This is a genomic window from Pseudomonas sp. S9, from assembly GCF_000222125.1.
Taxonomy (GTDB): Bacteria; Pseudomonadota; Gammaproteobacteria; order Pseudomonadales; family Pseudomonadaceae; genus Aquipseudomonas; species Aquipseudomonas segetis.
Window position 1 is genome coordinate 462,620 of sequence record NZ_AFFX01000001.1, and the last position, 21,166, is coordinate 483,785.

12 protein-coding genes and 1 pseudogene are annotated in these 21,166 nt (G+C 54.6%); 9 read left to right on the forward strand and 4 right to left on the reverse strand.

Annotated elements, in window-relative coordinates; translation table 11 throughout:
- Positions 1-39: 39 nt before the first annotated feature.
- Positions 40-1,770: an amidohydrolase gene (locus PSES9_RS0102145; protein WP_010483536.1), complete on the forward strand. Its 1,731-nt coding sequence runs from the start codon at positions 40-42 to the stop codon at positions 1,768-1,770.
- A gap of 479 nt (positions 1,771-2,249) precedes the next feature.
- Here the strand turns inward: PSES9_RS0102145 and blaOXA are convergent, their stop codons facing one another.
- Positions 2,250-3,182 carry a class D beta-lactamase gene (gene blaOXA, locus PSES9_RS0102155; protein ID WP_202946236.1) on the reverse strand — a complete coding sequence of 311 codons (933 nt, stop codon included), beginning with the start codon at positions 3,180-3,182 and terminating at the stop codon, positions 2,250-2,252.
- A gap of 40 nt (positions 3,183-3,222) precedes the next feature.
- Here blaOXA and PSES9_RS0102160 point away from each other — a divergent pair, with 40 nt between their 5' ends.
- The gene (locus tag PSES9_RS0102160) at positions 3,223-4,788 is read left to right on the forward strand and encodes a hypothetical protein (protein ID WP_036988053.1); all 1,566 of its coding nucleotides are present in this window, start codon (positions 3,223-3,225) and stop codon (positions 4,786-4,788) included.
- On the opposite strand, the pseudogene PSES9_RS25555 reads toward PSES9_RS0102160, so the two are convergent.
- From PSES9_RS25555 to PSES9_RS0102170, 3 genes and pseudogenes are all read right to left on the reverse strand, one after another.
- Positions 4,680-5,119, reverse strand: a pseudogene (locus tag PSES9_RS25555) (DUF6678 family protein). The gene PSES9_RS0102160 and the pseudogene PSES9_RS25555 overlap by 109 nt on opposite strands.
- A gap of 216 nt (positions 5,120-5,335) precedes the next feature.
- Positions 5,336-6,832 (reverse strand): DUF1214 domain-containing protein, encoded by a 1,497-nt coding sequence (locus PSES9_RS0102165; RefSeq protein WP_010483540.1) that lies wholly within the window; start codon positions 6,830-6,832, stop codon positions 5,336-5,338.
- A 12-nt stretch (positions 6,833-6,844) separates the two neighbouring features.
- On the reverse strand, positions 6,845-8,221 hold the full coding sequence (locus PSES9_RS0102170; RefSeq protein ID WP_010483542.1) for a DUF1254 domain-containing protein: 1,377 nt from the start codon (positions 8,219-8,221) through the stop codon (positions 6,845-6,847).
- Between the two features lie 332 nt (positions 8,222-8,553).
- On the opposite strand from PSES9_RS0102170, the gene PSES9_RS0102180 reads away from it, so the two are divergent.
- The 7 genes from PSES9_RS0102180 to PSES9_RS0102210 all read left to right on the forward strand — a co-directional run bounded on the left by PSES9_RS0102180 (position 8,554) and on the right by PSES9_RS0102210 (position 21,160).
- Entirely contained in the window at positions 8,554-10,938 is a 2,385-nt protein-coding gene (locus PSES9_RS0102180) for an arylsulfatase (RefSeq protein ID WP_010483544.1), read from the forward strand.
- A gap of 325 nt (positions 10,939-11,263) precedes the next feature.
- A complete protein-coding gene (locus tag PSES9_RS0102185; protein WP_010483546.1) occupies positions 11,264-12,064 on the forward strand; it encodes a hypothetical protein in 801 nt (266 codons plus the stop codon).
- Between the two features lie 203 nt (positions 12,065-12,267).
- Positions 12,268-13,764 carry a DUF1254 domain-containing protein gene (locus PSES9_RS0102190; protein ID WP_157998227.1) on the forward strand — a complete coding sequence of 499 codons (1,497 nt, stop codon included), beginning with the start codon at positions 12,268-12,270 and terminating at the stop codon, positions 13,762-13,764.
- 615 nt (positions 13,765-14,379) lie between these two features.
- On the forward strand, positions 14,380-15,552 hold the full coding sequence (locus PSES9_RS0102195) for an isochorismate synthase (protein ID WP_010483552.1): 1,173 nt from the start codon (positions 14,380-14,382) through the stop codon (positions 15,550-15,552).
- Positions 15,549-17,174, forward strand: a complete 1,626-nt coding sequence (locus PSES9_RS0102200; protein ID WP_010483554.1) for a (2,3-dihydroxybenzoyl)adenylate synthase — start codon at positions 15,549-15,551, stop codon at positions 17,172-17,174. The genes PSES9_RS0102195 and PSES9_RS0102200 overlap by 4 nt, the downstream gene beginning before the upstream one ends.
- Before the next feature lie 12 nt (positions 17,175-17,186).
- On the forward strand, positions 17,187-18,059 hold the full coding sequence (locus PSES9_RS0102205; protein WP_010483556.1) for an isochorismatase family protein: 873 nt from the start codon (positions 17,187-17,189) through the stop codon (positions 18,057-18,059).
- Complete coding sequence (locus PSES9_RS0102210) at positions 18,056-21,160, forward strand: non-ribosomal peptide synthetase (RefSeq protein WP_010483558.1); 3,105 nt, start codon at positions 18,056-18,058, stop codon at positions 21,158-21,160. Before PSES9_RS0102205 ends, PSES9_RS0102210 begins: the two co-directional genes overlap by 4 nt.
- The last annotated feature ends 6 nt before the right edge of the window (positions 21,161-21,166 follow it).

Here is a 21,166-nt window from a genome sequence, read left to right on the forward strand (position 1 = left end):
GGCGCAATGATATTGCGTAGCGTTACAGCAGGAGTTTCCATGTTCTTCAATAAAACCACCGTCTTGTTATTGTCTATTGCCGCTTCTTTCCATGCTTATGCTGCAACAGTCGAGCCTGATAATCGTCCAGCGGACCTGATCCTGCAAAATGGCAAGATCTACACCGGAAACAGCCAGCAGCCCTGGGCTGAAGCCATTGCAATCAAGGCGGGTAAAATCATCGCGATAGGCGGAGCCGATGATGTCATGGCTTACCGAAATGCTGATACCAGCGTCGTAGACCTGGATAAAAAAATGGCGATGCCTGGTATCAACGATGCCCATGCACATCCAACCTGGGGTGGTTTGAAGCAGCTGTTTCAATGCAACTTCCCGGCATCGAGTTCAGCGCAGCAGATCAAGACGCAGATTTCCGCCTGTATCAAAGATCAACCCCAGGCACAGTGGATTCGCGGTGGGCAATGGACCGCAGAGTTCTTCCAGAAAAACGCGATTGGCTCGCCGCGTAAATGGCTGGATGCGATATCTGGCGATAAGGCCATCTTGCTGACCGATGATACCGGCCACAATCTTTGGGCCAACAGCAAGGCCATGGCGCTGTTGAACATCAAGGCTGACACCCAGGCTCCGAAAGGCAGTACCTTTGAAAAGAACTCTGCTACCGGCGACTACACAGGCATATTGCTTGAAGCCAATGGCTTCATAAAAAGCCAATTGTCCGACTGGAGCGACACCCAGTACCTTCAAGCTGCCGAGTACGCCATCAATTTGGCCAACAGTGTTGGTATTACCGGGATCAAGGATGCAGACGCCAACGAAAATGTAGCTAAGGCATATTACAGGCTCGACCAGAAGGCTGGGCTCAATGCCCATGTTGGTGTGGCGATCAGGATATCTGACGAGCATAGGAAAAATATTTTCGACATGCCGCAGATCATGCGTATTCGAGACAAATACCGCTCCAGGCACGTCAATACTCGCTTCGCCAAGATCTACCTCGATGGTGTGCCAACCGCCGCGCGCACCGCAGCGATGATTTCGCCGTACAAAGCTGAGGAAAACTCGCATAAAGGCAACCAGCACGGCCACATGTTACTCAATGCCGATGAGCTCAAATCAGCTTTGGTCGAGCTGGATAAACAAGGCTTTACTGTGAAAATTCATGCCGCAGGGGACCAAGCCATCCGCAGTTCCCTCGACGCCATCGAAGCGATGCGCAAGGTCAATGGCAGCAGTGGTCTGAAACCGGAACTGGCGCATGCTGAATTTATTGACCCGGTTGACTTGCCGCGCTTTGCGCAACTGAACGCCACCGCTGATTTTTCACCTTACATCTGGTATCCGTCACTCATTAGCGATGCCATCGAGTCGGTTGTGGGCGCGCGAGCCCAGAAAGCATGGCCAGCACGGGATTTACTCGACAGCGGGGCAACAATCATTGCCGGCTCAGATTGGCCTTCTGTAGTGCCCGACCTGACCCCGTGGAATGCAATCGAGGCGCTTGTCACTCGCCGTGATCCAAGTGGGCAGCATGCAGGTGCGCTCTGGCCCGAGCAGGCTATCACCCTGGAGGAAGCGTTGAAGATCTTTACTAAAAACGGCGCCCAGGCCTTGGGTGCCGATGAACTTACCGGCTCTTTGGAAGTAGGCAAGGCAGCTGACATTATTGTGCTCAACCAGAACCTTTTCGAGGTTCCCGTCGATGACATCAGTGAGACCCGAATCCTTTCGACCTACTTTGAGGGGAACAAAGTATATTCAAGGCAATAGCCACGAGTAGGGTCAGGCCGGGCATCAGCCCGGTCAGGCTCTAATCTGGCTTAAGTGTCCTTTCAACGGGTGGCTTGCGTACATCCTGTCTGGAGTCGAAAAGGCGCATGTAGTCATGGGAGTCAGCGACTTGTTCACTGCTGCGCCAACATAAACCGCAATGGTTGTGTGATTGCCTCCTTGGAATTGTCTTGCCATAACGCCTTGCCAGAATCTTGTTCCCACGGTTTTTTTGTCGCCTTGCAAAATTGCAGTGTTTTGACCACCAATTTGCACAACCACTGACCAGTTAATTGCATTCCAGCTGACCACGCGCTTGCATTCGACTTGACCAGCGCACGCCTAGTGGCTACCTGCATAACCCGGCCAAAAGCGGCCAGGAGCGGTCATCGTGTATCTACCGATGCAGGGCCGACTCACTTGGATCAATTCACCGTGTACTGAAGCAGGGAGCATCTACAGGAGATGCTCCCTGTGGGCTACAGTAACGCCATTTTTTTGAATACTTCTTTGGTGATGGTCATGCGCTTCGCAGCATCTTCACTCTTCTTAATGTCAATATTAATCGCATAAAAATACACATTTTTCCCGCGCTCCAAATATCCAACCAACCAACCAGTCTGCGGGGCGCCTTTTTCACCAAGCCCTGCCCAACCTGATTTACCACTAAGTCGGTAGTTGGGTGTCTCTTCAAGAACAATCATCTTTTTGACTGTACGGGTCGATGCCTCCGATGCGCCCAACTTGTCACCATAAAACCTTTGAAGAAAGTCGACTTGTTCTTTGGCCGAAATTCTAAGACCACCGGTTAGCCAGAACTGGTCGATCCCGCCTGAAATGTTACGATTGCCGTAAGAAAACTGATCCACATATGACTGCATGCGTTTCTGGCCAATTCGGCGAGCTATCTCTTGGTAGTACCACACCACAGAGTTTTGCAACGCTGTGTGCAGGGTGTTTTTTTTCGCCCAGCTATCCGGCCACCAAGACTGGCGAGGGTTTTTTACGCTATCCCAATCCAGTTCGAAATTTGGGCCGCTTGCAACCTTGGTTTCCAATGCGATCAAGCTATTTGGAATCTTGAACGTCGATGCTGGTAAGTATTGGGTATTAGCTCGTTTTTCATCGTGGTAAAGCCACTTATTCTGCTGAGGGTCGAAAAGCACAAAAGTGCCTTTGACGTTGCCTGCTGCAAACAGTTGGTCTAGGTCTGCGCTTTGCACGGTTACTTCTTTTGTTTGAGCCTGCGCAGCACATGCCGCCACGAGCGTTAGGCCAGCAAGCAAAGTATTTGCAAGGTGGAGAAGTTTCATTTTCATGCCTATGTATTTAATTGATGGGCGCGTAAGAGCTCTCGGCATGGCGAAAATAGTTGCATCGGTGCGAAACAGTAAAACGCCTTGTTGTAACATTCGTAACACCGGGACCTAGAAATCGCTTTCAGGGTTATTCATGAGTAGCTCTTCAATAAATATCGAACTTGCGCCGATGCTGCGCGTTGACAATATGCCTGCCCGCTATCAGTCGCTTTGGTTGCTGGTCGCTGTCTACCATGCTCAGAAATGTGGGAAAGCCGTCCTGCCTGTATCCATGTTGCGGGCACGTTTTCCGGGTAAGTCAAACTGGAGAATGCTGATATCTAGAGCGTTCGCAGACTTTGAAAGGTGGAATGTTAAAGTTGGATGGGGTGACGATATATCAAGCAATTTTAGCCTGCTTAATCGTCGGCAACGTAGTCGCGGTCCCTTTTGGATTGATGCCGTAACGCTATCCAGAATATCCATTCGAGGTGATGGCACCGAACTAAGCATCGCTGAAATAGCACTATTTTTGGGGCTTCCTGCTATCGACGTAGTCGCCAAAAAAAGTGTGGATCAGAGCGTGAGCGAGGTGAATTACTGGGGGCATCTGACTCAAGCCCTACGAGTGACGCTTGATGGTTTCGGAGGGCAACTCGATAACCAATTGAGCGATCACTTTCGCTTAGCTCGAGATTCAGCGCAGAACGATTTTCAGAGAGGTCTAGCTGTTCTCAAGGAGAGTCTTGCATGGCGCAGGTTGGGTGATATGCACCGTAGTCAATCTACACTCCAGTGCTTAGAAAATCTTTTAGAACAGCCTGATGATGAATGTGAGATGCCAACGCTTAATGCAATGGCTCATATCGCGCGAGGCTGGAACCTCTACCGCCGTGGAGATTTATCTGCAACTAACGCAGAACTTGAAAGGCTAAGGTTTGACGTCAACCTTCAGTTGGTTACGCGATACAACCCGAGGGTGCGTTTCGAGTATTTGAATTTGTTTGCGTTGGTGGGTAAGGCACGAGCCCTGGCTGAAAAGGGGCTGTCCACGCAAGAACGCCTGATCGCAGCTAATGAGACCATTGCAGCTCTATCTGGTGCACTAAAGGCGGCTTACGAAGCTGACTCGATAGAGGCGGCGCAGGACGTTGCAGCAAATATCGGATTCACAAACTGGATGTTTTGGAAAAGTGATCTGGTAGACAAGAGCCACGCCAAAAACGTGCACACAGTTCAGTTGGAAGCTGCGCGTTGGATCGGCTTGTCGGAGTGGATATGTGACCGTTTTGGAGTCGGCGGAGGCTCCGCTTGGAATTTGATTTTTTTGCTCCGCATTGCGCGAGGTAATTGTATTTGCTCTGGAGCACAAAATTTAACTTCTTTCCGAGGTATGAGGCCGGTCCCCCTGGGCAGTATGCTGGATGCAGTCCGGCCTTTTCATGCTGCTTTCTCGAAAGCAAAAGGCTTTACTGGCTGGTCTAACGCCGCCGTTTTTTCAATAAAGGAGAATGACTCCTCTCGTATTCAGTATCCAGCTTTACAGCTTGCGAATCTGTTGCTTGAAACTGCGTGGTACTCGGTTCACGAATATGGTTTATGCAAAAGAGCCTATGATGCGGTTGAGCGTCTAGAAGGCATGATGAACGAATTGCATCCCACGGAAAGACGCTTCTTTCGCGAAAGCATCAAGGACTTACCCAGTGAGCTTCGTAACTGATTCTGGATTGCGTAATGCAGTTGCTGACATGGCGGTGCAATCAGCCGTTCTTTTGAGGGAGCTGCCTCCGACAAGCCAATGTCGAACCATTCGACGGACGCAAATGGAAACGGCAAATGATAAAACCACTCGACATCCCATTTTGAGACATATCCTGTGACGCACTTGGATCGGTAGGGCGCCAGCCCTGAAGCTCGCGAAAATGATTGATCAGCTCATCCCACTTGGTATTGTTCGATGCGCTTGCCAAGTTTATCGCAGCCACTGCAGCATGGATCTTCTTCCGTGTTGGATCATCATGACCCGTACCAGCCCTCGATAGATCGCTCATATTCAGTTGTATTGATTTTTTGGGGTTCAAGAATGGATGACCGCTTCTGGCCGGGAGCGGTCGGTCAACACTAATAGCTCCTTACTAGAAGCGGCCGGTTGAAACAGAGGAATTTAGAAGTAACCAGTCTCATCAAATTGTAAAACTCTAACGATTAGCTCTCCCCATCGCTGGGCCGCAAAGCCTAATCGCTCCACGGACCAACTGTACTATCCATCAGTCCAAGCGCTCGAAGTCTGACAGTTTGAAGCTTTTATCAAAGAAAGGTTGTGTAGGCGCATACAGGCGGAAGTAGACGAACCAGCCATCATCACCCACCGTTCTCATGTGATTGCTCTCCAAACCCGATGGCGCCTTGGGCCCGATGTACAGGTCGACGCTACCGTCAGCATTGCGTTTGAGGTCTTTCAAGCGGCTGTCGATGTTTACGCTTCGAAGGTCCTTGCCACCATTGTTGTAAGCGCGGCGAGTATTCTCGCTATACAGAGTTAACGCCCAGAATTGCTCAACTGGCACATCCTTCGGTACGTGCAATTTGTAGTTCTTGTCGGCGCGCAGCAGTCTGCCCTTGCTGTCACGCTTGGTCGTCATATAGATCTGGCCCGCCCCAGGTTGTGGGTTGACCATGCCTTTGGTGCTGGCCACCGCTTCGTAGAACCAGGTAGTGCGCTCGTCAAGTTCGGCGCGGTCGGCAATTTCTTGTTCGACATGAAAATCGAAGCTCTTGTACCAGGAAGTTCCCGGCCAGTAGACCTCGGTATAGCGCGGTGTGACTTGCAGGTTGCGCGCCATCAATTCGCCCATGGCGGCGCCTTTCAAGAGGGCGGTTTTCTGCCGCTCGCTAGGGGCGAAATCCTTGCCTTTTTCTATGCCCAGCGGCTTGAGCATGGCGGTCCAGGCCTTGTCGATTGTACGCACCGGCTCTTCGTTGAGAATAGCCGAGAGTTTCTCCCAGTAGGCGAGGCCGCGCGGGGCTGTGGCGCTCCACTCGACATCCTTGCCCCTGATGAAGCGGCTCGGCTCGGTCGCGTGGCCAACCCGCCCCATGCGAAGCGAGTCTACGTATTTGTCGTAGTACGCAGGATCAGGGTCGAGAATACGGACTCCAACTAACACGTTGTTGGTGGTGCTTTGGTAAACATGTACGCCGCTCTTCTTGTATTGGCTCGGGTCGGTTTCTGGCCCCACCACGATATATGTTGCACCTTGACCCTTGTCGGGGCCGGTTAGGCCAAGATCGAAGACCGGGCGCATCCAGAAGTCGAGAACTCCGCCAGCCGTTTTTCCGGCGGGATAGTCGATCTGCAGAGGGCCTGGTTTGAGGCTGATGAAATTGAAAATGTAAGGCGTAGTGAGGTTGCCGGTGACGATGCCTCGTTTTTCCTTGAGTGATTCAAGTACAACGAAATCGGTGTCTTTGCTGACCCCATAGGCCTTGCTCTGGTTGTCGCGCCAAGTGGTGATACTGACCAATGGCGTGCTCCAGATGTAAGCCTGGCTTGCCCGTTGGTAGTCCATCTCGTCGAAAAGACGTATGGAGGCATCGTCGTCGAAGTAGCTGTCTTGCAGTTCGATATTGCCAATCGGCGTTTGGATCGTCTCGTCGCCATGCAGGGTGGCTTTTTCCAGCGGTACTCCCTCGGCATGGGCGCCTGCAGAGAAGGCCGTGGCTGCGACGATGGCGAGATAAGGGAGTTTCATTTTCACGTTCATGGGCTCCTTCCTTCAGTGAAGTGGCTGGGCAACAATGCTGGGCGCCTTGTAGCTGTGATCGATCACAGACTGATCCGGGCCGTAGTTACGCAGCACCAACCAGAACGGCCCCTTGGGCGAGGGTAGCCAGTTGCTTTCCATCTCCTTACCCGGCGACTCATGTGCAACGTGGATGGTCAGTGATCCATCCGGGTTTTCCTTTAAGCCCGGGGTTGCGCTGGACAGTGAGTAGCGCTCGATCGGGTTCTCCACCAACCAACGTTGCGGCAGTTTGTACATGGTGTAAGACCAGAAGAACTTGACGGGTGGCGTGGCACCTTTGGCGAAGGTGATGCTGTAGTTGGCCTTGCTGCCATCCAGGGGCTGCCCCTTGTCGTCCAGCGGGAATGGGTAGTAGACGGCCTGCTCCCTCACATTACCGAAGATGCCCAGCACTACTCCCAGCGTGCGCGACAGATAGTCGGTTCCGATGCGCTCGCGGTCGCCAAACAGCTTGCCGGAGTCCAGTTGCGGGTCCTGACCGGCCTTGGCGAAGGCGGCATGTGCATCCTGCATGCCTTGCAGCATTGCATTACGAACCTCGCTCGAAAGGTTTGCCGGCTCCCATGGTTTTCCGGGCTCGATACCCAGGGATTTGAGCTTGCGATACTCGGCGGCGTCGACGGGATTGGGCTTCACGAACTGCAGCATGAACGCCGCATAGCTCCAGAATTTCTCGGTATTCTCGTCGCCTTCGTTCCAGTCAGGCCACTGGATCCTGGGGGCAGCGACGGGTGCTTCTGTACCAAGGAAAGCACTCAGTGGCTGCAGCTTGTAGCGCTGCTGAATGGCCCTGACGTTGGCAATATCACCTTCGCTGCTCATCAGTTGGGTTCGGGTCAACGTGCCGAGCAGGCTCGATTCGCCGTGTATCACACGCCTAACGCCAGCAGGTGCCTGGCCCTTCCAGTCGGGCCCGGCCAACAGGTAGCTGCCGCCTCCATTGCCATCCTCGAGAGAGCCGGGATTATCCAGCACATGGCCCCAGAGGTCATCCCATTGGCTAGTGTAGTAACGCGCCTTATCGATCTCTGGCAGTGTCAGCACCCAGGGCTCCGCACGCAGATCAACCCATGCGTAGGAGTATGGCGTATCCACGTTGGGGGTGACGATGTCGGTATCTGCCGGGCTCGATACTTTCAGGTGCAGCCATTTGCCGAACTCGCCGTCGCCATTGATGGCCTGGGCGTACATCGTTCGGTAGTTGAGTACCAGCGGGTAGGTGAAGATATAGGCATCCTTTGCCAGCGCCCTTGCCTGATCAGGGCTGACTTCGGCCAAAACCGTTGGTGCTGTGACCAACGCTAAAACCAGCCCTCCAGCGGCTGCGAAACGAGACGGTGAGAACATGTTAAACGTCCTTGAGAGTGATCCTTTGAGTTCTGAAGTCTAGAAAGGAATCGTTGATTCGCCAGTCATGCGGCTAGATTTTCGACAGTGGTAGGACAGCTTGTAGATGATCCAACGCAACCTGCAGCCACTGCCAACTGAACTGCGAATAGCCGTGGCCAAAGGCGAAGTTGATATCCAAGTCGTCGCAGCTAAGCTTGTTGCTGAACGGGGTACTGAATAAAGATTGAAAGTGGATAGGGCCTTGAGAAGGCGGCAGAGATTTGGGCGGTTACTTGTTAATTTTACTGTAAGCGTACGACACGCTAAAACCGAAACATAGGGAGATGAAGATGACCAGCACAAGACTCTGGACACCCTGCGTCATACTTGTACTGAGCACACTGAGCGGAGCTGTGACCGCGCAGGATTGGCCGGATAGATCCAAACTCCCGCAGCCGCTGTCCCCCTTCAAGGGTGAGATCAGCCATACCTACGAGGGCTCGAAGCCCGGCTGGCAAAAGCCTATTTCAGCGCCGGAAGGGGCACCCAATATTGTATTGGTTCTCATTGATGACCTAGGGTTTGGTCAGCCGGGAACCTTCGGTGGTCCGGTACCAACACCAGAACTTGATCGGTTGGCAAGCGGAGGCCTGCTCTACAATCGCTTCCATACCACAGGTGTTTGCTCGCCAACTCGCGCCGCAATGCTTACCGGGCGAAATCATCATTCAGTCGGTTTTGGAACAATTGTCGAGCTCTCTACAGGGTTCCCGGGATACAACAGCCTATTGCCGAAAGACGCTGTGACCGTCGCACACACGTTACGCGACAACGGTTATAGCACCGCAATGTTTGGTAAAAACCACAACACCCCGGACTGGGAATCCAACCCCGTAGGGCCATTTGATCATTGGCCAACCGGTTGGGGTTTTGAAACATATTATGGGTTTAATGGCGCTGCCACCAGCCAATGGGAGCCTCAGCTTTACCACAATACCAATGCGGTTGAGCCGGAGACGAGACCGGAAGAGGGCTATCACCTAACGACAGATCTTGTGGATCGTGCTATCGACTGGATTGAAGTTCAGGAGTCTGTGAACCCGGAGAAACCTTACTTTCTCTACTTGGCTCCTGGCGCCATGCACGCACCTCATCATGCACCCAAGGAATGGATTGATAAATTCAAGGGGCAGTTTGACCAAGGCTGGGACAAGCTTCGTGAACAAACCCTGCTCCGGCAGAAACAACTGGGCGTAGTTCCGCAAGACACGATACTCACTCCGCGCCCCAAGGAAATTGAGGCATGGGATTCTCTGACTGCTGAACAGAAACGTCTTTACACGCATCAGATGGAAGTCTTCGCTGGTTTCCTAGCCCATACAGACCATGAAGTTGGTAGATTTATCGAAGCGGTTAACAAGTCTCCTGATGCCGACAATACACTCATCATTTACATTGCAGGCGACAATGGCGCTAGCCCGGAAGGAACTCCAACGGGAACGCTCAATGAGATCATGACGCAAAACGGTATCCCTGACAGTGTTGAGGCCCAGCTGGCGAAGATCGACGAACTCGGTAGCCCCCTGCATGAGAACCACTACGCGGTTGGTTGGGCTTGGGCGGGCTCTTCTCCCTTTCAGTGGATGAAACGCGTGCCCTCGCATTTCGGCGGCACGCGCAATGGCATGGTTGTTTCGTGGCCAAAAGCCATTAAGGACAAAGGAGGGGTGCGCGATCAATTCTCACATGTCGTAGATATCGTCCCCACACTCCTCAATGCTGCCAAAATTCCAGCTCCGGAATACGTCGATGGTGTCAAGCAGGTTCAAATGGCTGGAGTGGATCTGGGGCCGACATTCGCGTCAGCACAGGCAGAAGAAGTCCACAATACTCAGTACTTCGAGACGGGTGGCCATCGGGCTATTTATCACGAGGGCTGGGTTGCGGCGAACTTCCATGGGGCACCGTGGAAACTCACTGGTTCAGTCGGTTTCACCGATCCGGAGTACAACACCTGGCAGCTCTATAACGTTGAGGAGGACTTTTCTCAATCCAAGGATATAGCGGCAGAGAATCCGGAAAAGCTAACAGAGTTGGTAACTCTCTTCGATACAGAAGCAAAAAAATACCAAGTCTACCCTTTGGATGACCGCTTTGCTGAAAGAGGCATTATTCCCCGACCGTCCGTGGTTGCTGGTCGTACGGAGTTCACCTACTCAGCAGGCATATCTCGGATTCCCGAAGGGAGCGCTCCCCCAACTTATCAGCGTTCGCACAAGATCACGGCCAAAGTGAATATCACAGACGCGAACACAGAAGGAGTCATCGTCGCCTGTGGCGGGGCCGGTGGTGGGTACACACTCTATGTGAGGAACGGAAAGCTCCACTACACATACAGCTTCTTTGGTAAAGAGTCATATCATCTTGTCTCCGAGGAGCAGCTGCCACAAGGTAACGTGGAGGTGACGATGAACTACGAACAATTGCCGTTCAAGCCATTCGTTGAATCTACCGGAGGCACCGCAGAGCTTTTTATCAATGGCAAGTCAGTGGCAAAAGGCGCTGTAGATAACTCAGTGCCTGCCCGATTTTCTGCCACGGAAACCATGGACATCGGAAAAGACCTAGGCTCTCCCGTAAGCAGTGACTATCGTGAGCAGGCACCTTTCGCTTTCACCGGAAAGATTGAGAACGTCAGGTTCAACATTGCTTCCACTCAACCCGTGAAAAAGTAAATGGATGTTGTTTAGAAGGCGTCGAAAGGCGATAGCGCTTGTTCTTAGGAAAACTCAGACAAGCCATCAGCACAATCCTGGCTACGGCTTTGTAAAACAGGCATCCAGACCGGCCACAGTTGACTGATCTTACCCAGAAACCCGGATATACCTGGGTTTCTAGGTTTTACAGTTGTACTCGACCGCGTTGGTCGAAAGATAGGCACTCGAGATCTACAAACAGTCGGGTTTCTAAACACTCTCCAGGCTCGTTAGCAGATTCGATATTTTTGAAACATCTCCTGAAAATACTAGTGTACGAACTTGGTCGATAAGGATACGTCCCATGCACAAATCACTACCAGCGTTCGGTCTGCTGGCCATGTCCCTCACCTCCGTCGCAGAGGAGCAACGCAGCGCCGATGATCTTGCCAAGCAGCTTGCCAATCCTGTAGCTGCGTTGATCAGCGTCCCTTTCCAGTACAACTACGACGAGAACATTGGACCCGATGACAAGGGTTCGCGACATACGCTCAATATCCAGCCAGTCATACCGGTCAGCATCAGTGATGATTGGAATCTGATTTCCCGCACCATCTTGCCGCTGATCGATCAGACGGATATAGCTCCCGGCACAGGAAACCAAACGGGCACAGGTGATACGGTGCAGAGCCTGTTCTTCTCGCCCAAGGCTCCTACCGAATCGGGCTGGATCTGGGGCGTCGGTCCGGCTATGTTGCTGCCGACGGGCTCCGACGATCTGCTTAGCAGCAACCAGTGGGGGCTCGGCCCGACGGGGGTCGTATTGCGACAGTCTGGTCATTGGACCTATGGCGCTCTAGTCAACCATATCGAGCATGTTTCAGGCGACCGCGATCCGGCCAGAGTGAGCAGCACCTTCCTTCAGCCGTTCTTGGTCCGCGCTTTCCCCGGTGGTATTACCCTGGGCCTAAATACTGAGTCCACCTATGACTGGGATGGCAACGAGGGCAGCGTGCCAGTCAACCTACAACTAAATAAGGTGACTAAGTTGGGCGATCAGATGGTCCAGTTCGGCGCCGGAGTCCGCTACTGGGCGGAAAGCACAGAGTCGGGACCCGAGGGACTTGCGTTTCGATTGAACTTAGTCCTGCTCTACCCCAAGTGACGGCGTGCGGAATAACCGCGGACTACAACTCGGGCTTGTTGAGAATGACGTAACCTAACTCAACCTTTTCGTCGCCTCATGCGGGCGCCTAACCCAAGTTACTCAGTGAGAAATTCGAAGGAGCGATATACATGCGAATGTCTGCCGTTATAGAGCGGTCCACTCTCTCTCGTCTTGCTGTTATATGCGCAGGGCTTACTTTAGTGGCCTGTACAACATCGCCGCAGAAGACCGATGCGTCGGGTCCAGGCTCGTCGTCCGGTATTGAGTACCGCCTCGGTGTACCTACTCCGGAAACGGCCGCGCGCATGTTCGATGAACTGGCCTATCAACGCGCCGTACAGGTCTATCTTTGGGGCTTACCGGCGGTGGGCATGCAGCAGTACCGAATCGCCAATGCACAGGGGATGGGTGGAGGGTCAGACGTTTACAAGGTCGGCTATCTGGGTGATCAGCTAAAGAGCAATCTGCTGCACCTCACAGGCAACCCTGACTCGATGTACATCGACTACTTCTTCGACACCAAAAGCGGCCCAATCGCCTTGGAAGTCCCCGCATCTCTGCCCGGTTTTATCGACGACATGTGGGAACTGCCGGTGATCGACGTCATTCCACAGGTATCGAAGAACGGCAAATATCTGATTGTCCCGCCGGGCTGGAATGGCAAGGAGCCAAATGGCTTCGTAGTGGTACGCCCCCGCACCTATGTCTCCTGGATGCTGCTGCGCGGTCCCGTGCAGCAGGTGGACGGCAAGCCGGACACCACTGGCGCGGTCACCACGATGAGGAAACAACTAAAGATCTATCCGGTCAACGACCAGGGCGTACGCAAGACCGCACCTGCCTTGCAGTTCTTTAATATGAGCGACAAGCAACTGAACCGCGTGCCGCCAGAAGGCTTGGCCTACTTCCAGCGACTGGCTGAGGTCGTATCAAACGAGTCGAAGAGCCAGACCGACGCCTACATGATGGGCACAATGCATACACTGGGCATAGAGGCAGGCAAGCCCTTCGAGCCGGATGAGCGCATGCAGAAAATTCTGACGCGCGCCGCAGAGACAGGTCAGGCCATGGCCCGCTCTATTGCCTTTCACGGTAAGATCCCCGGCCGCGAACACTGGCCCGACCGCCAGTATGCCGAAGCCTTTATGGGCGGTAGCCCATCCTTCGAAACCGATGGGCGCAGCAATCTCGATGAGCGCACCCTGTTCTTCTATCTGGCCTGTGGCACCAGCAAGCTGATGGCGTCGACCACGCCTGGCGTAGGACAGGCATATCCGTGGGCGGTGAAGGACGCCAAAGGCAATACTTTCGACGGCGGTAAAACCTACAAGATGCATCTACCCAAGGATATTCCTGCCAAGTTGTACTGGTCGGTAACAGCCTATGACACGGTCACGCGTTCGCAAATCCAGAACGGAACTGACTTTGCTCGTGTATCCACGTTCACCCAGCCGGAGCCTAACAGCGATGGCAGTATCGACCTGTACTTCGGGCCGACTGCGCCAGCCGGTAAGGAGAAGAACTGGGTCAAGACTGTGCCTGACCAAGGCTGGTTTTTCCTGTTCCGGCTGGAGGCCCAGCCGGTAAGGAGAAGAACTGGGTCAAGACTGTGCCTGACCAAGGCTGGTTTTTCCTGTTCCGGCTGTACGGCCCGGAAGCAAGCTACTTTGATCGCAGCTGGAAGCCAGACGACCTGATAGAAGTGTCCGGCAGCTAGATCAAAATGCCCTAAGGGAGTAGGTCGCTAGTTCAAAGGCCGGCATCTTGAATGTTTGGCTGCTCAAGGCCTCAGTGGCGGAATGTCGGCATTGGCCGTTTGCTGGGGTAGGGGACCAGTCCGACTCCACCCTCGCCGGTGCCTTGGGCCCCACGTATAGGTCACACTGGTGTTGGGGTGAATCGCCCCTGATTTCCTAGACGCATTTGATTGGCTGCTTGTGGCCGGTTGTTGCCTGTCGCGACTGGCAGCAGTGGTTGTTCTCTGCCAGCACCGGTCAAATTCAATGCAAATGACTGGTCAGGTCGAATGCAAGTGGGTGGGCAAGCCTGTGCAATTACCCAGTCGTCTGACTGTGACGACTCACACAAGATTTACGGTATCTCTAGTTTTGATGCACACCGCATAACTTCCAGTAAACCCTGGCTAAACGGCTTGTTCTTGCACCAAAAAGTGGCATTTTGCCGCTATTCGATCTGCAAAATCCCTGTTTTGAATCCTTCGAAATGATTTGACGCAACTTGTTTGACTGGGTAGTTTTGCCGCTCTATCGCAAACGCTAATTGTTCGTATTAGCATTATCGTGGAGATTAGGGTGAATGCATTGACGCAGGTTGCTCATGGAGGTGCCCCATGGAGCGAGGTTTATACGCCCACCTACCGGTTCTATTCGCCGATGGGTGGGGTGGAGGCTTCTGGTTGTTTCAAGGCTATTGAAACACCGGCTGGAGAGGATGGAAGTGGAGTCGAGCGCTCAGTTGAGGCCGCATTTGCCGAAGCAAAAGCAGCGGGTTTACAGCGGCCGATGGTGGTCGGCGTCATTCCTTTCGACAAGCAACAACCTTCCAGTTTATTTGTTCCGCGCCATGTAGCGCGTTTGGCGCCACTGGCACCGCCGACTTCAGTGTGCGGCATGCCATGTGGGAAGGCCCTGCATTGCACTGAACAGCCAGATCGTGATGGCTTCAAACAGGCCGTGTGTCGGGCGGTAGATGTGTTGCGCGGCGGTCAGTTGAGCAAGGTGGTGTTATCTCGGTTGCTGCAATTGGACTTTGATCGCGCGCCTTGTGCAGCAACGGTTTTCCAAGGACTACGCCAGCAAAATCCAGAGGCATTTCATTTCTTCATGGATTTGCCCGCCGGCGGAGTGCTGATCGGGGCGAGTCCTGAACTGTTGTTGCGTCAGAACAACAGTAGTTTTTCAACCAACCCGTTGGCCGGCACGATCAAGCGCATGGCCGACCCTGCGCTTGATGCACACGCGGCGCAAACCCTGTTGCGTTCATGCAAAGACCTGCACGAGCACCGCTTTGTGATTGATGAACTGGATCGTCAGTTGCGCCCCTTGTGCACGCATTTGAATATTGCCGGCGAACCTTCATTGTTGAAAACCGCGCGACTTTGGCACTTGTCTACACAGATATCAGGTCAACTTGTCAGGCCGTTATCTGCCTTGAGTCTGGCCTGCCGCCTGCATCCAACCCCGGCGCTCTGTGGTTTCCCGACTGCTGCGGCGAAGCAATTGATTGCGGAGCTCGAACCTTTTGACCGAGGCGTATTTGGCGGCATTGTCGGTTGGAGCGACTGCCAAGGCAACGGCGAATGGGCAGTGGTGATTCGCTGCGGCATTGTTGAGCAGACGCGGGTCAAGTTATTTGCCGGCGCAGGCCTGGTTACTGCGTCATGCCCAGAATCGGAGTGGCAGGAAACCGGTAACAAGCTCAGCACCATGCTGTCGGCTTTTGGCCTCGAGCGGGAGGCGATATGAGCGGGGTACCCTTTACACCTTGGCCTGCTGAGTTTGCTGAGCGTTATCGTCGCGCGGGTTATTGGCGTGGTGAGTCGTTGACCTGTTTTTTGGATGAGCAAGTCAGGTTGCAACCTGATGCCCCAGCAGTGATTTATCAGGGGGGCACCCTGACTTACGCCCAATTGGACGAGCAAGCGACTCATCTCGCCAGGCGCTTGGCCAATCGGGGGCTTGTGACGGGCAACCGGGCGCTGGTGCAGCTCGCCAATCAGCCTGAGTTCTATATCGTTTTCTTTGCCTTGCTCAAGGTCGGGATTGTCCCGGTCAACGCCCTGTTCAGCCATAGTCGTTTGGAATTGTTGGCTTACGCCGAACAAGTCCAGCCTGAGTTGTTTGTTGGCAGTCGTGAACACGACCTGTTTGCGGATGAGGTTTTTCTTGCCCAACTGCAGCAGCAGGCAAAGACCCTGAGCACCGTGATACTTGATGGCGACCAAGATCCGAAACGGGCCTTGAGCGCCTGGCTTGAGCCCGCCTTGGAGATGCGCAGCTACGCGCCGACAACAGCTGACCAGGTGGCTTTCTTCCAGCTTTCCGGCGGCAGCACGGGCAGGCCAAAGTTGATTCCACGCACCCATGACGATTACGCCTACAGCGTGCGCCGCAGTGTTGAAATCTGTGGGTTCACCCGCGCGACACGCTACCTCTGCGCGCTACCTGCGGCCCACAACTTTCCACTGAGTTCTCCCGGTGCATTGGGCGTTTTCCATGCGGGTGGCTGTGTGGTGCTGGCGCCCGATCCTGGGCCAGTCAGTTGTTTCCCGTTGATTGCGCGCCACCAGGTTAATGTCGCGGCATTGGTGCCGCCTGCACTTTCATTGTGGCTTCAGGCCGCTGCAGGCAATGCCCACGAGCTGGCCAGCCTGCAGTTGTTGCAAGTCGGTGGAGCGCGTTTGCCTGAGGCCCAGGCCCGGCGCATTCCCGGCGAACTGGGATGTCGCCTGCAGCAGGTGTTTGGCATGGCCGAGGGCCTGGTCAATTACACCCGGCTGGATGATGGAGCGGAGCTTGTCTACAACACCCAAGGTTGCCCGATGAGCCCGGATGATGAAGTACGGGTGCTTGATCGAGCTGGCAATCCAGTTGCGGTCGGAGAGGTTGGGGCGCTGCTGACCCGCGGGCCTTACACCATTCGAGGTTACTTCAATAGTGCCGAGCACAACCAGCAGGCTTTTGACGCAGAGGGGTTTTATCGCTCTGGCGACCTGGTGCGCTTGCGGGCAGATGGCTATTTGGAAGTGGTCGGACGGATCAAGGATCAGATTAATCGCGGCGGTGAAAAAATCGCCGCCGAAGAAATTGAAAATCTGTTGATGGCGCATGCTTCGATTACCCACGCAGCCTTGGTGGCAATGCCAGATACGCATCTGGGTGAGAAGAGCTGCGCCTTTGTTGTGAGCACTGACCCGACACTGAAAAGCGTAGCGTTGCGCAAGTTTCTGCGTAGCCAGGGGGTGGCTGATTTCAAGTTACCCGACCGATTTGAACTACTCGACATGCTTCCTGTAACCGCCGTCGGCAAGGTCGACAAGACTCGCCTGCGCCAGCGCATCGCGGCGCACCTGAGTGCGACTGAATAGGATATTAACGATATGACAATTCCAGCTCTGAAACCCTACACAGTCCCAACTGAATGGGCTGCAAACAAAGTTGACTGGGTGCTTGACCCTTCGCGTGCAGCGCTGCTGATACATGATATGCAAGCCTATTTTGCTGACTTCTGGGAGGCTGATAGCGCCTTTATTCAGGTGTTAGTTGAACGGCTCGCAGCGGTGCGGGCGCAGTGTAAGGCCCTGGGTATTCCTGTGGTCTATACCGCCCAGCCCGGGGTGCAAAGTGCTGCCGACCGTGCCCTGCTGACAGATATGTGGGGGCCGGGCATTACCCAGCATCCAGAGCGTCAAGCGGTTATTGCCGGACTTGCTCCGGACCCGGACGACACTGTGCTGGTGAAATGGCGCTACAGTGCTTTCCAGCGATCACCGCTTGAGCAGATGCTCAAGGAGCAGGGTCGCGACCAACTGATCATCGGCGGTATCTACGCACATATTGGTTGCCTGATGAGCGCCTGCGACGCATTTATGCGTGATATCCAGCCATTCTTGCTGGCTGACGGCGTGGCTGATTTCAACCAGGCTGATCATCAAATGGCGTTGAACTATGTGGCTACTCGTTGCGGCAAAGTCATCAGTTGCACTGAGGTGACCAGCTTGCAGCGTAGCCGCACCGCGCCCCTCACGCGCGCGGCGTTGCAAGCGCGCTTGCTGAGTATGCTTGATGAGCTGGATGAACCATTCGATGCCGATGAAAACCTGCTCGATTACGGCCTTGACTCCATCCAGGTCATGGCTTTGCTCAGCGAGTGGCGTGCCGAAGGCTTGGAGCTGAGCTTCACCGATCTGGCCAAAAAACCGACGCTCAATGGCTGGTGGAGTCTTATCGAGCCCCATGGAGTTGCAGCATGAGGCGCCTGGGAGCTGCCCAGCAAGGGCTCTGGCACGGCTATGTGCTTAACGAAGATCGGGCGATGTTCAACACCGCTGAATGCATTGCCTTCGCGGGCAAGATCCAGGCGGAACTGTTGATCGCGGCAGTGCGTCAGGCCGTAAGCGAGAGCGAGGTATTGGCCGGGCATTATTGGGTCGATGATGCGCAGCAGGTATTTTTCCGACATGCCGAGTTGAATCTGAATCTTGTTCAGGTACAAATCCCGGGTTCGGTAGATGCGCAGCAATGGGTTCAGCAATGGGCCATGGAAGAGATTCGCCAGCCATTTGATTTGGAGCGAGAGTTGGCGTGTCGCTTCACCTTGTTACAGGGCGAGAATGAGGATTTCCTCTACGGCTGTATTCATCATATTGCCTTGGATGGCTACGGCAGTAACTTGCTTTATCAGCGCATTGCCGAGCTCTACGCCGCTGCTGTATCCGGGCAGGCAGCGCCTGCCTGTGGGTTTGGTGACTACAGTTCGGTGCTTGTCGAGGATGCTGAGCGTGATGCCCAGGGCCGCACCCAGGTTGCTCGTGAATACTGGCGTGAACAACTTGGGGCGTTGCCTGAAGCGGTGAGTTTCAGTGAGCGAGTTGCGCCTATTTCGGCCACTTTCATCCGCCACTCTGCGGTATTTCCGGCCAAGGTCTGGCAGGGAATGGGGCAACTGGCCGAGGCGCACAAGATGGGCTGGCCAGACTTGTTCCTGGCTGCGCTCTCGGCGCATTTGCGTCAAGTCAGCGGTAGTGCCGAGCAGGTATTGGGCTTGATGGTCATGAACCGCATGGGGTCTGCATCTTTCAACGTGCCTTGCATGCAGATGAATATTGCCCCGCTGTGCTTGAACCTGAGCGATGAGATGAGCCTGGTTGAGGCGGCGCACAGCATTGGCAAATTACGCCGCAGCAGCCGCAAGCATCAGCATTATCGATATGAGTCGTTGCGCCGTGATCTGGGGCGAGTGGGCGGGGAACAACGCTTGTTTGGCCCGCTGATCAATATCATGCCTTTTGATCGCCCGCAAAGCTTTGGCGGTTGTCCTGCACGCACCTTGAGCCTTAGCGCAGGACCGGTTGAGGATCTAACCCTTGAGGTGCATGTGGGCGCAGATGGTGTACCGCTGCTTGATTACGACGCCAATCCTGATTGCTACAGCCGTGCGCAGGTGCAGGCGCTGCAGGTCGAGTTATTCGGCTTGCTGGAACGCTGGCTGGATAATCCGCAACAGTCGCGTAGCGAGTTACTCCAGAGCTGGAGCGCCGAATACCGCGCGCAGCATTTATATACGGCTCCGGCCGCCGAGCTGAATGCAGCGAGTGCAGTTGTTTGCGTGCTGCAAAGCATTCGCCGGCATGCGCAAAGTACACCACAGCAACTGGCGCTGCTTCAGGAGCAGGTCACATACACTTATGCGCAGTTACAAGCGCGGGTCGAGGAAGTCGCCGCCGCGTTAAGTGAGCGTGGCGTACAGCCGGGCAACCGAGTCGGGGTGATGCTCAGCCGCAGCCCGGAAGCAATTGCAGTGCAGCTCGGTGTGCTGGCAGCAGGTGCTGTGTATGTGCCGCTGGACCCGGAACAACCTGGCGAGCGCCAGGCTCTGATTTGCCAAACCGCACAGCTGGCGCTGGTAGTCACGGAAGCTGCATTTCGCTATCGCTTGGCTGACCTGTATCCAGGTCCGATTGAACTGGCCGGCCAATTGCGCAGCAACGAGCGCCTGTTCGCTCCGACACAAGGCGATACAGCAGCGTATTTGATGTTCACTTCGGGCTCGACCGGTATTCCCAAGGGGGTTGAGGTCAGTCACCGTGCGCTCGATCATTTTGTTCAGGCTGCGCGTTTGCGCTACGGCGTGGATGCATCGGACCGCATGCTGCAGTTTGCGCCGTTCAATTTCGACGCCAGCATCGAGGAAGTCTTTGTCAGCTTGAGTGCAGGCGCAACCCTGGTCTTGCGCACCGATGCGTTGTTGCAGTCGATCAGCACATTTGTCGAAGGCCTTGAGCAACAGGCGGTCAGCGTGCTGGATCTGCCCACCGCTTTTTGGAATGAGTGGGTGGTTGCACTGCGTGCGGGCCTGGTGCAAGTGCCGGGCAGCCTCAAGTGCGTCATCATCGGCGGGGAAGCCGTGTATCCGGAACAACTGGCTGTTTGGCAAGCGATTGCGCCAGGGCATATCCGCTTGATCAATACCTACGGCCCGACCGAAGCCACGGTGGTCGCTACCAGCTGTGATCTGCAAGACCTGGCGTCAGCTGAGCAGAACCTGCCCATAGGCTTGCCGCTGTCTGCGGTTAGCGCATTGGTGTTGTCTCGTGGTCAACGCCCGGCGCAGGAGGGTGAGTTGGTGCTCTGTGGCGCGCAGTTGGCCAATGGCTATCTGGGCAGTGATTCGCAGGCGTTTGCCAGGTTGATGATTGGCTCTGAATCGACCCCGGTATACCACACAGGTGACCGGGTGCGTGTGGTTGATGGGCGCCTGGTCTATCTCGGGCGGCTGGATAACGAGTTCAAGATCAGTGGCTACCGGATTCAACCTGGCGAAGTTGAGTCACGCTTGTTGAGTCTCGAAGGTATTGACGAAGCCTGTGTGCAGGGGCTTGAACTTGGCGCGGGCCTGCGCCGTTTGGTGGCCTTTATCAGCGGCCCGTGCGAGGACGTCCGCAGTATCCGGCAGGCGCTGGGTGCGTTGTTGCCTGCGGCCATGGTGCCGACCGATTACCGCCATTATTCAGCTTTGCCGCGCACGGCGACCAACAAGCTCGACCGCAAGTATCTGCGCAGCCAGTACTTATTGGGTTCACAGCAACAGGTGCTTGACGACAAGACTCAGCAACGGGTCCGCGATATCTGGCAGCAAATCCTCGGCGTCAGCGCCATACAGACCGACGACAACTTTTTCGAACTTGGCGGGCAATCGCTACAGACCATTCAGATCGTCAACCGACTGGCCAGCGAATTCGCTACGGCGGTCAAGGTTTCTGATGTTTTCGATCACCCGCGTTTAGCGGATTTCTGCCACTTCCTCGACAGCCGCATGCTGCAGAGCGAGGCGCAGGTTGAGCAGGTCTGGTAAGGAGTA

Bases quoted from the DNA above. Each gene is read 5' to 3' on its own strand.
- blaOXA (WP_202946236.1), bottom strand. From the start codon at position 3,182: ATGTTACAACAAGGCGTTTTACTGTTTCGCACCGATGCAACTATTTTC.
- PSES9_RS0102180 (WP_010483544.1), top strand. From the start codon at position 8,554: ATGACCAGCACAAGACTCTGGACACCCTGCGTCATACTTGTACTGAGC.
- PSES9_RS0102200 (WP_010483554.1), top strand. From the start codon at position 15,549: ATGAGCGGGGTACCCTTTACACCTTGGCCTGCTGAGTTTGCTGAGCGT.
- PSES9_RS0102145 (WP_010483536.1), top strand. From the start codon at position 40: ATGTTCTTCAATAAAACCACCGTCTTGTTATTGTCTATTGCCGCTTCT.
- PSES9_RS0102170 (WP_010483542.1), bottom strand. From the start codon at position 8,221: ATGTTCTCACCGTCTCGTTTCGCAGCCGCTGGAGGGCTGGTTTTAGCG.
- PSES9_RS0102185 (WP_010483546.1), top strand. From the start codon at position 11,264: ATGCACAAATCACTACCAGCGTTCGGTCTGCTGGCCATGTCCCTCACC.
- PSES9_RS0102210 (WP_010483558.1), top strand. From the start codon at position 18,056: ATGAGGCGCCTGGGAGCTGCCCAGCAAGGGCTCTGGCACGGCTATGTG.
- PSES9_RS0102165 (WP_010483540.1), bottom strand. From the start codon at position 6,832: ATGAACGTGAAAATGAAACTCCCTTATCTCGCCATCGTCGCAGCCACG.
- PSES9_RS0102160 (WP_036988053.1), top strand. From the start codon at position 3,223: ATGAGTAGCTCTTCAATAAATATCGAACTTGCGCCGATGCTGCGCGTT.
- PSES9_RS0102205 (WP_010483556.1), top strand. From the start codon at position 17,187: ATGACAATTCCAGCTCTGAAACCCTACACAGTCCCAACTGAATGGGCT.